General features: G+C 32.9%; 13 protein-coding genes, 1 tRNA gene and 1 pseudogene. 6 read left to right on the top strand and 9 right to left on the bottom strand.

Annotation, left to right across the window (positions count from 1 at the left end):
• The 3 genes from AOG54_RS06810 to alaXM form a co-directional block, all read right to left on the bottom strand.
• On the bottom strand, nt 1-239 hold a 239-nt coding region (locus AOG54_RS06810), incomplete at its 3' end, for a ferritin family protein (RefSeq protein ID WP_055032551.1).
• A 5-nt stretch (nt 240-244) separates the two neighbouring features.
• Entirely contained in the window at nt 245-931 is a 687-nt protein-coding gene (locus tag AOG54_RS06805) for a peroxiredoxin (RefSeq protein ID WP_054963972.1), read from the bottom strand.
• Nucleotides 932-1,103: 172 nt separating this feature from the next.
• Nucleotides 1,104-1,823, bottom strand: coding sequence for an alanyl-tRNA editing protein AlaXM (gene alaXM, locus AOG54_RS06800; RefSeq protein WP_048101785.1), 720 nt, complete (start codon nt 1,821-1,823; stop codon nt 1,104-1,106).
• Nucleotides 1,824-1,932: 109 nt separating this feature from the next.
• On the opposite strand from alaXM, the gene pdo reads away from it, so the two are divergent.
• Entirely contained in the window at nt 1,933-2,595 is a 663-nt protein-coding gene (gene pdo, locus AOG54_RS06795; RefSeq protein ID WP_048101786.1) for a protein disulfide oxidoreductase, read from the top strand.
• A gap of 96 nt (nt 2,596-2,691) precedes the next feature.
• A tRNA-Thr gene (locus AOG54_RS06790) sits at nt 2,692-2,764 on the top strand.
• A gap of 25 nt (nt 2,765-2,789) precedes the next feature.
• On the opposite strand, the gene AOG54_RS06785 is transcribed toward AOG54_RS06790, so the two are convergent.
• Nucleotides 2,790-3,101: a hypothetical protein gene (locus AOG54_RS06785; RefSeq protein WP_048101787.1), complete on the bottom strand. Its 312-nt coding sequence runs from the start codon at nt 3,099-3,101 to the stop codon at nt 2,790-2,792.
• Between the two features lie 120 nt (nt 3,102-3,221).
• On the opposite strand from AOG54_RS06785, the gene AOG54_RS06780 reads away from it, so the two are divergent.
• Complete coding sequence (locus AOG54_RS06780; protein ID WP_162200876.1) at nt 3,222-3,719, top strand: 2'-5' RNA ligase family protein; 498 nt, start codon at nt 3,222-3,224, stop codon at nt 3,717-3,719.
• 6 nt (nt 3,720-3,725) lie between these two features.
• Here AOG54_RS06780 and AOG54_RS06775 read toward each other — a convergent pair whose 3' ends face one another.
• Nucleotides 3,726-3,992, bottom strand: coding sequence for a hypothetical protein (locus AOG54_RS06775; RefSeq protein WP_048101789.1), 267 nt, complete (start codon nt 3,990-3,992; stop codon nt 3,726-3,728).
• An 82-nt stretch (nt 3,993-4,074) separates the two neighbouring features.
• Here AOG54_RS06775 and AOG54_RS06770 point away from each other — a divergent pair, with 82 nt between their 5' ends.
• A complete protein-coding gene (locus AOG54_RS06770) occupies nt 4,075-4,734 on the top strand; it encodes a type I 3-dehydroquinate dehydratase (protein ID WP_048101790.1) in 660 nt (219 codons plus the stop codon).
• Here AOG54_RS06770 and AOG54_RS06765 read toward each other — a convergent pair.
• The 3 genes from AOG54_RS06765 to dnaG all read right to left on the bottom strand — a co-directional run bounded on the left by AOG54_RS06765 (nt 4,724) and on the right by dnaG (nt 8,255).
• Complete coding sequence (locus tag AOG54_RS06765; protein ID WP_054963971.1) at nt 4,724-5,353, bottom strand: MarC family protein; 630 nt, start codon at nt 5,351-5,353, stop codon at nt 4,724-4,726. The two genes, AOG54_RS06770 and AOG54_RS06765, sit on opposite strands and share 11 nt — an antisense overlap.
• A gap of 71 nt (nt 5,354-5,424) precedes the next feature.
• Entirely contained in the window at nt 5,425-6,906 is a 1,482-nt protein-coding gene (locus AOG54_RS06760) for an ATP-binding protein (protein ID WP_048101792.1), read from the bottom strand.
• On the bottom strand, nt 6,891-8,255 hold the full coding sequence (dnaG, locus tag AOG54_RS06755) for a DNA primase DnaG (protein ID WP_048101860.1): 1,365 nt from the start codon (nt 8,253-8,255) through the stop codon (nt 6,891-6,893). Before dnaG ends, AOG54_RS06760 begins: the two co-directional genes overlap by 16 nt.
• A 317-nt stretch (nt 8,256-8,572) precedes the next feature.
• Between dnaG and AOG54_RS06750 the strand changes: the two genes are divergently transcribed.
• Nucleotides 8,573-9,172, top strand: a complete 600-nt coding sequence (locus AOG54_RS06750) for a hypothetical protein (protein ID WP_052656782.1) — start codon at nt 8,573-8,575, stop codon at nt 9,170-9,172.
• A 353-nt stretch (nt 9,173-9,525) separates the two neighbouring features.
• Here the strand turns inward: AOG54_RS06750 and AOG54_RS06745 are convergent, their stop codons facing one another.
• Nucleotides 9,526-10,638, bottom strand: a complete 1,113-nt coding sequence (locus AOG54_RS06745) for a mandelate racemase/muconate lactonizing enzyme family protein (RefSeq protein ID WP_048101793.1) — start codon at nt 10,636-10,638, stop codon at nt 9,526-9,528.
• A gap of 250 nt (nt 10,639-10,888) precedes the next feature.
• Here AOG54_RS06745 and AOG54_RS09745 point away from each other — a divergent pair.
• Nucleotides 10,889-11,132 (top strand): annotated as a pseudogene (locus AOG54_RS09745) (hypothetical protein); the annotation flags it as partial.

Raw genomic sequence — 11,132 nt, 5'->3', positions numbered from 1 at the left:
CTCAATTCCCTATCAAGCTGCGGGTCATTTCTTCTAAGGTATTCAAGTAATAATGTAAAATGCTCCTTCTCATCATCACGGTTATGCTCTATTACATCCCTAAGATTTTTATCCTTTGTTGCATATGCCCTCTCATCATAGAACATTATTGCCTGCATTTCCTCTATTAGTGACTGCCTCGCCCTTGAAAGGTCCTTTGTTCTCTCATCCAGACTGCCTTCTGATTCATAAACTGGCATATTTCTCACTCCGTGTTTGATAAATTCTTGGCCTCCTTTACTTCCTCCTCGGGAGCATCCTGGTATGTGAGCCACCATGCATAGCCGCGGTATTTTTTCATTCTTTCAGGTATATCATTCATTGTTGCTGGTGGAGGATTTATAAACGCTGATTTTATTAGTTCATTATTTGGCCAGTTTGCAGGTGTTGCTATTTTAAATTTATCAACCATCTGCAATGCCTTTATCATTCTCAGTATTTCAGATATGTTTCTTCCTATTTCAAGTGGATAATATAATATTGCCCGAACAGTTGATTTATTATCGACTATAAATACCGCCCTTACTGTTGATGTTGCTGATTCTGCATGTATCATGCCGAGATTCCTTGCAACATTTCCCATAGGGTCTGCTATTATTGGGAATTTTATATCTATTTTTAAATTATCATGAATCCAGTTTATCCATTCCATGTGTGATATCTTTGAATCAACGCTTAATCCTATCAGTTCTGTATTTAATTTTTTAAATTCATCGCTTCTCTGTGCAAATGAAAAAAATTCTGTTGTACATACAGGTGTAAAGTCGCCAGGATGGCTGAATAATACAAACCACTTTCCTGAATAATCGTCAGGAAGCTTCTTGGCACCTTGCGTGGTTACAACATCCATTTCTGGAAATTTCTCACCAATTAAAGGCATTTTATTTTCCATATTTATCCCTTTCATATACACAAGTAGCTAATAAAGTTATCTATTTTATTAATTATAATGAATTTTTGTATATAAATATTGTACAAATGTATATAATTATACAATTCAAAACCTTGCAAATATTGAAAAATGGCAGTATAATTAACTAATAAAAATTAAGTTTAGAAACTTTTTATTCTAAACTGAAATTTAATCTTTTATGGCCCTTTCCCTTGTTTTCTATTTTTCCCATTATTATTTTTCCCACTTCTCTGGTATTTTTAACATGTGTTCCACCGTCAGCCTGAAAATCAAAATTCTCTATTTCAATTATACGTACATGATCAAGTTTCTTTATTAATTCTCTTCCTGGCTCTGTTCTGGCAAGACCGGGAATATTTAGAGCCTCATCACGGGATATATCCCTCTGAAAAACTTTTAGGCCCTTATTCACTATATCATTGGCCTCATCTATGATTTTAGATATTTTTTCCCTATCAATCTCTTTAAAATCGAAATCAACCCTTGCATGATCCTCATAAATCTGACCCCCGGTGATAAGACCTTCATCACTGTAATTATTATTAACAACACCATCAATTATATGCACAGCTGTGTGATACCGCATGTGTATGTATCTTCTATCCCAGTCTATTTTTCCATGCACATGGGCTCCTGGGGTTAACGATGAATTGGGATCTAAAACATGAATAATATCATCGCCCTCCTTATAAACATCTATAACGTTGTATGTTGTGCCATCCTGATTAACCGTACCGGTATCATTTGGCTGACCACCACTGGTTGGATAAAATAAAGTTCGATCTAATATAAACTTATTTCCATCAACAGAAACAACTTTTGCATCAAACTCAGTTCCATACATATCTGTATAATATAGCTTTTCGGTCATTCTTTAAAATATGACAAGATTATATATTAATGTAATCATATAATAAATATAGTACACAAATTTGTGCAGAAATCTTTAAATAGTAGTTTAAAATACTTAATCGATAAATATGGCATTGATAAGAGATGAAGATAAAAAATACCTAATGGATGAATTTGCAAAAAAGCTAAAAAACCCTGTGGATCTGGTTGTATTTACATCCAATAATACAGACTGCAAATACTGCAAGGAAACAGTACAGCTTGCCGAGGAGGTTGCCACATTAAGCGACAAGATAAATCTGGTAAAATATGTATATGAGACCGATAAAGATCTTGTTGAAAAGTACGGCGTTGAAAAGTATCCAGCTACCATAGTGGCCCCAAAAGGTGTCGTGGATGGCAGGATAGTTTATTACGGTATTCCCTCAGGATATGAATTCGGATCATTAATAGAGGACCTTGAAAATGTTTCAATAGGTGATGCTGATGTGTCCAAAAAGGCTGTTGAACTGATTTCAAAGGTGGATAAACCAATCACAATAAAGGTTTATGTAACACCAACATGCCAGTACTGCCCAAGGGCCGTTGGAACAGCACATAAATTTGCGCTGCTTAACAAAAACATAAAAGGAGAGATGATAGAATCTCTTGAGTTCGATCAGGAAGCCTCAGATGTTGGTGTTTCTGCAGTACCGCATATAGTGATAAATGATGATGTTACTTTTGTTGGAGCATACCCTGACGACCAGTTTGCGGAATATGTAATGGAAGCATATAACCACGAAGAATAAAAATAATTATTTAATTATAAATTTTTTAAATTTTAATCCTGAAATAAAAACCAAAAGTAAAAATTTTAAATAATGCGTTTTAATAATGGTATTACTGCCATCGTAGCTCAGTTGGTAGAGCAGCTGATTTGTAATCAGCAGGTCGGGGGATCGAAACCCTCCGATGGCTTTAAATTATATTTATCCAAATTTTTTTATGATTTCCATATCCCTAGGGCAAGACCTATTATAAAAATTAGCACAAATAAAATTACGGTATTTGAACCAAGATGAAATATGGGAGCAAAATTTGATAGATAATGCGTGGTAAATGAAATTATGGTGGCCAATGATGGCACGCCTATTAAAACCATACCGAGAAAAATACCAATAATTAGTGCTATTAGTAATAATATAACTGCTAAAACTGATTTTTTAGCTATAAAGCCAAATATATAACCATCCAAAAATAGCAATAATAAAGTTATGTACGGTGCAAATGATTGGAGATAATGCGGATATAACATTAGAACTCTAAGCAAAAATCTGTATTAATATTTTGTTATAAAGTGTTAAAAATATATGCTAATAATTTGATTATTAAGATGTCAAAATTTTTTTATTCTGACATGGTTTTACAATATAAAATGATTAACAAAAATGATAGGATGAGGTGTTTTATAGCATCGCCGGTAACTTTAAGCCAGGAATTATACAATGGAATACAACTTCCGGGAAAGAAGGTTGATTTAAATCTGCTTCATATTACATATTACTTCCTTGGGAATATAGATAAAAAATATGCAAAAATGGTATGTGATATTATAAAAAATATCGATGAGGGTGCAGTAAAAATACATATTAAGGGATTAAGCGGCTTTCCCAAAAAGGAAGGTGCAAATATTGGATATCTGGACATTACAGGCAATGGCCTCGATAAAATTTATTATGACATAATTAATAGTTTGGGGGTTAAAAATAATAATTTTAAACCACATATTACAATTTATAGATTTAAAAGAAAATTAGAACTGCCAGAAATAAAAATAAACTGCGAGATAAAAATTGACAGGGTATGCCTCTATAACAGTATATTTAATGGTAAAAGGATATATGAAGAGATGTGCTGTGCAATGTTAAAATAAAATTTTTTAAACTATATAGTTTGTTTTATCCTTTTCCTCATCCTTATTTTTTATAACAAGGTTTTCCTCATCGAACTCTATGTATGCTATTGAGTTAATTGGTATAAGGCGAATTTTTTGTGAATTGTTATCCTGAACACGAAAACCAAGAGCGCCCTCCTCACCAAGTATTGCATAACCAACGTACTCCCCATCAGTAATCATTGGTTTATCATCACCGCTGCCGGATATAACCCTGTACTTAGATCCTTTCTTAATTTCTATCATATCCATAAATGTATATTCTTTTTTTAGTTAAAACCTTATCTAAACTCAAAGAATAACATTTATTATTGTTGTATTATTATAACATTGGATGACGGCTGATATTAATAACCTGCATAATATATACATATCCATATATTTTAAATCCTTTAATGAACTTAAAAATGCTTTTGACTCAGGTATTTTAAAAAAAAATAATAATTATGAAATAAGATTCGATCTTTTTGAATTAAATGATAAAAACCCAGAGAATATTATTTCTTACATGAATGAAAACAAAATAAATTACATATTTACATACCGTGGTAGCAAAATAGCAGATATAATAAAAGTATATTCATATGCATTTAACAGGGCACCAATAATAGATATTGATATTTCCAACTTTTATTTTAAAAGAGATGATTTTCAGAAATCTAGGTTGATGCTATCATATCATGGTAATAATAACGATGATGTAAAAAATATATTAAAAAAAATGGAGATGCACAATCCTGATATTTACAAGATAGCCTTAAATTATAATGATTATGAAAAATTCCTCAGGGACCTTTTAATAATAATGGATTTCAAAAAAAGAACCAATAAGGAAATGGCCTTTATACCAATGGGAGATAAAAATAGCTTTTTAAGGGTATTTTCCCTAATAACTGTTTCAGATATCGGCTATGCAAAATTTAAAGAAAGCACAGCGCCAGGACAGTTAACTTTAGATAATTATAATGAAATTTTTGAAATACTTAAACATTAAATATATGTATTATCCCGTTTGCTATTAGATCGACAGCTATTGCTGTAAGTAACAATCCCATTATTCTGGAAATTACTATAGACCCTGTTTTTCCAATTTTTTCAAATATCTTAACTGAATATTTAAGAATAATAAAAGATGAAATGAGAACAAGCACTATTGCTATTATAGTTATGAATCTGGATGTTAATGCAATGTTCTCTTCATTGAAAAATATAATAGCAGTGGTTATTGAACCAGGGCCTGCAAGAAGTGGGGTGCCAAGGGGTGCTATGGCAATTGCCTCCCTTTCAGATGACTCCTCCTTTTCTGCCTGCGTCATTTTGGTCTGTGATATTTTTCCCTGAAGCATATCAAAACCAACCTTAAACAGAAGTGCGCCTCCTGCTATCTCAAAATCATACAAATTAATTCCAAGAATGTCAAAAATGTATATTCCAAGAAACATAAATCCAAAAATCATTCCTGATGCTGTGTAAACAGCCTTTCTTATTACATCCTTCCTTTCTTTTATTGTGTATCCGTCTGTTAGGGATATTAAAACCGGCACTGCGCCTATCGGATTCATTATGGCAAATAATGCCACGTATACTGTAACAAATGTAATAATCAATGTCATTTTAATCAGGATGCTTAACAAATATTAATTATTTTGTGAGTATAAAAATTATTTTATAATTAAAGATAAATTTATTGATATGTTCTATCATCATTATAGTTATAATATGTATTATATTCACCCTTCTGAGATCCTGTAGCCTCCTGATTCATGGCATTATACATGCTTCCATAGTACTTCTTTATTTTCTCCTCAACCGGTATGTAAAGTGAAAGCGCCTCCTTAACATCATCTTTTTCTATGAGCTTGTGCTGCTTTTCCACTGCCATGTCTCCTGCGGCCCTTATAAGACCGCCCAGTTCCCTAAGTCTTAATGTAAGTGAGTTTTCCTTATGATCTTCCTTTGCCCTGCGCCTGCCCTCCTCTATAATTATTCTGGCAGCATCCATGGTCATGTGTGGTATTTTTCCGTCTATATTTATTTCCTGGGCTATAAACTGCAGGTATTTTAGTCTATTCTGGGGATTATCTGGCATTGCTATTTCCATAAGTATTTCATAACCATTACCGATAATTCTTGACCTTAATGGACTTAATATGTACTGTAAATCCTGTATGTTACATGCTGCAACAAGTATAAAATCGGTTGGAACATCGTCAACCCTTACACTTGCACCTGCGCTCTGTGGATTCCTGCCTATGATCGGGAATTTTCTTTCCTGCATTGCAGTTAATATAAATCTCTGAAGATTTCCTAAATGTGTGATTTCATCAATAAAAAGAACACCTTCATGGGCCATATGTACTGCACCGGCAACAACCCTTTCATATGGTAACGTCCCAAGCTGTGGATGACCACCATAGGGATCGTGCCTAACATCCCCTAAAAGTTCAGTTTCACTTGCACCTGTTGCAAGTACAAAGGGATTTCTATCTATTGGAACTATTACCTTGCTTGGACTTTTTTTCTCCATTTTTCTTCTTTTTTCAAGTGTTTTCTCATCAAGGACCCTTATTTTATCCCCAAATTTTTCGTAAACAACTATTTCCTCTTTATCCCCTATTCTTCTTGTTTGTGTTACCCTGTCGTTTGTGTTATTAACTCCAAAAGCAACGCCTATAACATTAAAAACGTCATTAAATGGACCCTGTGCACTGTTTATAATTTTACTGTTATTACAGTTTGGGCATATATTTTCAGTTGGTGGGGAATAAAATCCACAGTGCGGGCAGCGATAGCCTAAACGCTCGGCAACGTTCTGGGGTGCGTCCTTTGGATCTATAATCTGGCCTTCTATAGAATTTAGCTCATTCTTTTCCTTCTCTATTTCATCTATAGTTTTTACCTCTATAAATGGTCTCTCCGGATATGCAGGATTATGAACAACCCGGATCTCTTCCCTTGGTCTTTCAATATAAAATGACATGGCCTGTGCTATCATGGATTTACCAACACCTGGCGGACCAACAAGCAGTAGATTTCTACGCTGTTTTGCGGCAAGTAATGCAAGCCTAACGGCTTCTGGCTGGCCTATAACCCTATCAAGTGGATTTGTTGGAATTTTAACATATGAGGTATCTGGATAATCATTAAGATTTACATATGATCCCATGTAACCACCCTTATATTCTCAGGCTTTTTAGTCACATGGCCTATCTTCATGCCATAGATGTTTTTGATTCCAATGGTATATGCAGTATCTATTAATCTCTGTGTAATTATTCCACCTGTGATTAATGTATTTGCTCCGGTAATACCATCAAGCATATCAACGCCGGTTGATACTGGGTATTTCCCTAATGAATTTGAATCCTGATCAAATATTTCCATGTTCTTTTCCTCAAATAATTCCTCCAGTTTATTCTTTATAAATTTTGGGTCATTTATATTCCTCTTTATCTCCTCCACTTCCTGGACAGTGGCTTCTGAGGCCTGTACTTCCTTAACCTGTTCTTTATGATTTGTCTTATCTTCGTTTTTATGTTCTTCCCTTGAATCTGATCTGGATTCTTTTACCTCTTTTTCTGCAGGCTTTTCGGAGTGTTTTTCCTGATGATCTAATTTATTGTTTTCCTCAATCTTCTGTTTTTCCATATTTGATTTTTCGGTAAATTCTTTTAGCTCTTCTATCATGCCGTGTGATTCAAGATACTGTTCAACTGGAGTTTTATATTTTAAGGCCTTCACTATCTGTTTATATGTAAGTTCCTCAACCTCTGTTCCTGGTGGGGCCCTGGCAATAAAGTCAACATCTGCCACCTGAAGCATTTCTTTTATTATTAAATCCCCGCCATGGTCTCCATCCACAAATAATGTTACCGTTCTGGATTTTGAGAGTTCCTTGACGGTTTTGGGCACACTTGTTCCCTGAACTGCTATTGTATTTTTTATACCATATCTTAACAGATTTAGAACATCATTTCTGCCCTCAACAACTATTATTGAGTCGGAATTGTTAATTGCAGGACCTGCAGGCAGATGTTCTTCACCATATGATATTATTTCCTTTTTCTCAACCTCCTCTCTGACAGATTGAATTATGCTCTCGCTAAGGCTCTTACCATTCTCACCCATTTTTTTATATAATTCCTCTGCCCTCTGGATTACCCTGTCACGCTTGTTAATTCTTACATCCTCAACATCCTCTATTTCAACCTTGGCCTTGCATGGACCTATTCTGTCTATAGTTTCCAGGGCTGCGGCAAGTATGGAACTTTCAACTTGATCAAGGCCGGAGGGAATTAACACAAACCCCTCAGTTCTGCCCTTCTTGGTATCAATTTCTACCTCTATTCTGCCAATCTTTCCACTCTTCTGAAGGTCCCTTAAATCTAATTCATCACCAAGTAAACCCTCGGTTTGGCCAAAGATTGCACCAACCACATCAGGTTTTTCAACAACACCATCAGTTATTATTTTAGCCTTAATTAGGTATTTGGTTATATTTGGATCGACATTCACTATTATCACCGTTGTTATTTATTTGATTGATTATATTATGATAATATCAATTATCATTTATAATGTTATGTTTAAAATGTATATAATCTATTCGTTATTAGCCTTTTATAAATAAATATACCAGAAATTAAACCACTGAATTTATGATGGGAATGAATTTCCTGAATTATATTAAGGTACAGATTGCCGATAATTTAATATCCTCATATAATTAAGATACAATATTCAAATCTGGATAAATAATAAGAGTATTAACAAACGCGCTGATTGTAGTCTTAAGATTAAAATTATATAAGTATATATATCATTCAATCTTTATGATATTTATGCTGCTGGTCTTAAACGAATACCTAAAGGAATACCCCGTAAAAAAAAAGATAGTTCAGGCACTTTACAATAATGGTATATCCGTTAAGGGAGACAAACTTTTTTTAAATAATGTTGAGGTTTCAATAAGCAGCCTTGCAAACGCACTTAATGTAAATAGGAGAACGTTATATGAAACAATTAAGTTTATTAATAAAAATGATGTGGTTAGAACCATAATGGAAAATATATCGGTTATACCGGATATATCAAAAATATCGCTGTTAATGGGCTATGAGATAGTAACAATCTATATAAATATAGGATCATTTCCAAAGGTATTATGGGAGGTAATGTGCCTGATTAAAAAATATTCTTCTTATATTAAGGAAATGTATTCCATGAATTCTGATCTTGAATCTAATTTTATAAGAATTATTTTTTATAGTGAAATAGATAAAAATATATTCAGGGAAATAGACGAGATACCCGGAATAAATAGAATAGTTATCAATTCACCGGTAAAATTAAACATAATATGTAACAAGTGCGAGATCAAAATCTGCCCGCATAAGATATCGTCAGAATTAAGCAAAACTGATATTTTATAAGAATATATCAATACATAATCTTAAAAAAAAATTTTATCATGTCTCGAATGGAGTTACCATATAAACATTACAATATAGAAAACTTGACAGGAATAGACCATCCACAAACAAAGGTAATTTAGAAAAGTTAAATTATACAATTAACTCATTAAGGGTTTATTTTACAGCGAGGGGTGGGATGGTATAATTATAATTTTAAATGAAGGCATATGCCATTATCTATAAATAACAAGCCCGTGGCAACAACATTAATGGCATATTAAGAAAAAAGAGGTAAGGTTATATAAAAATAAATAAATTTATTAGGTAACTTATTTCAGGACATCACACATATTTTTCATGTAATTACATTATTATAATAATTTTTTAACTGAATATTTCTCAATTGCCGTTTCTTTTATTTCAGTTCCTGCACCCTTTATATTATTTAAATGGAAATAACCGTTTTCAGGCTTTAATGGATATTTCCAGACATCAAGAAGCCATGGGACATGCTCCACCATCCTTCCATTTTTTACTGATAGAACTAACTGGGCATGCAATGGCTGCTGTATATTGGTATGTGGATAAACATTTATGCCAAATGCCTCCGCAAGGTTTGCAATTTTTAACCATTCTGTTATGCCGGAAACTTTTGTTGCATCAACCTGTATTATATCAACAGCATTATTTATTATATAATCCCTGAAAATATATTCATTGTTCAATGATTCACCAAGTGCTATTGGAATTCTGCTTTTCTCTCTCAATATTTTATGCGATCTTACATCAAGTGAATTTAATGGCTCCTCAAGCCAATATATATTAAATTCATATAACTTATTTGACATCATTATTGCTGTTTCGAGATCCCATTTTGTGTTGGCGTCTATCATGATTTTCATTTTATTGCCAACAGCATTTCTTACAGCCTTTATACGCTCATAATCATCATCTGTATTTTTACTACCAACCTTTATTTTTATCGAGTTGTAGCCCTCATTTTTTAGTTCCATTGCATTCTCTACTAATTTATCCAGTGGCCATGAAAGCCATCCTCCATGTGTGTTATATGCCTCAACTATATCAGATTTTGCACCGAGAACCTTATATAATGGCATATCCATTTTTTTGCATAATATATCCCAGAGAGCCATATCAACCATGGATAAAATATACACACCAAGACCGTTAATTCCCAATCTAGGGTCCCAACCAAAATTATTTACATTAGTTATCTTATCCATTATTTTTAATCTCATAAAAGGATCCTCGCCTATTATTACATTTTTTATGTATTTATTAAACATTTTATATGGTAAATCCATTCCAGAGGCTGTATTCCAGTTATATCCATAACCATCAATGCCGTCATCTGTTGATAATTTTAATACAATAAGATTTATTTTATTTACTGTATATTGGGAATCCTTTATTGTATCCACCGGTATATCTAATATATATGTTTTTGCATCAACTATTTTCATATAAATAGCAATATAAATTATTATATAAATCCATATTCTTACATATAAATTATAATATATTATGCCTATGCCCCACTGTCAATAAAATTATTTTAATTTTTTTGCCTATTTCCTGCTTTTTCTATTAATGTTGGTATACAATTTAAAACCAATATCCATAGAAACTATTGGTTATGGATGGTTTAAACTTAAACACATCTAAAGATATATAACGAATGATTTATATAAATATATAAAAGGGGTAATGTAAATGCCTAGAAGAATATGGACTAGTGAGGTGAAATTCAATATTATAATGGAATCATTTCTACAATCACTGTGGCAGTACTGCCATTTCCATTTCATGAAGAATTTAAAAAATACCATGAATAATGAGCATTTGAAGGATGTATCAAAAATAGTGTCAGAGGCACTAATGGATGAATCGTTATTTAGGATGGCCATGGATAGGATGGAGGAAATGAAGTTAAATAAATCAATAGATATGTTCTATA

The sequence above is a fragment of the Acidiplasma aeolicum genome, from assembly GCF_001402945.1.
In the GTDB taxonomy this organism is placed as follows: Archaea; Thermoplasmatota; Thermoplasmata; order Thermoplasmatales; family Thermoplasmataceae; genus Acidiplasma; species Acidiplasma aeolicum.
This window is presented reverse-complemented; position numbering and strand designations above follow the sequence as displayed.

Excerpts from the sequence above, each read along its gene's own strand:
- AOG54_RS06775 (WP_048101789.1), bottom strand. The coding sequence starts at position 3,992 with ATGGATATGATAGAAATTAAGAAAGGATCTAAGTACAGGGTTATATCC.
- AOG54_RS06770 (WP_048101790.1), top strand. The coding sequence starts at position 4,075 with ATGACGGCTGATATTAATAACCTGCATAATATATACATATCCATATAT.
- AOG54_RS06760 (WP_048101792.1), bottom strand. The coding sequence starts at position 6,906 with ATGGGATCATATGTAAATCTTAATGATTATCCAGATACCTCATATGTT.
- AOG54_RS06765 (WP_054963971.1), bottom strand. The coding sequence starts at position 5,353 with ATGACATTGATTATTACATTTGTTACAGTATACGTGGCATTATTTGCC.
- pdo (WP_048101786.1), top strand. The coding sequence starts at position 1,933 with ATGGCATTGATAAGAGATGAAGATAAAAAATACCTAATGGATGAATTT.
- AOG54_RS06805 (WP_054963972.1), bottom strand. The coding sequence starts at position 931 with ATGGAAAATAAAATGCCTTTAATTGGTGAGAAATTTCCAGAAATGGAT.
- AOG54_RS06750 (WP_052656782.1), top strand. The coding sequence starts at position 8,573 with ATGATATTTATGCTGCTGGTCTTAAACGAATACCTAAAGGAATACCCC.
- alaXM (WP_048101785.1), bottom strand. The coding sequence starts at position 1,823 with ATGACCGAAAAGCTATATTATACAGATATGTATGGAACTGAGTTTGAT.
- AOG54_RS06745 (WP_048101793.1), bottom strand. The coding sequence starts at position 10,638 with ATGAAAATAGTTGATGCAAAAACATATATATTAGATATACCGGTGGAT.
- AOG54_RS06780 (WP_162200876.1), top strand. The coding sequence starts at position 3,222 with ATGATTAACAAAAATGATAGGATGAGGTGTTTTATAGCATCGCCGGTA.
- AOG54_RS06785 (WP_048101787.1), bottom strand. The coding sequence starts at position 3,101 with ATGTTATATCCGCATTATCTCCAATCATTTGCACCGTACATAACTTTA.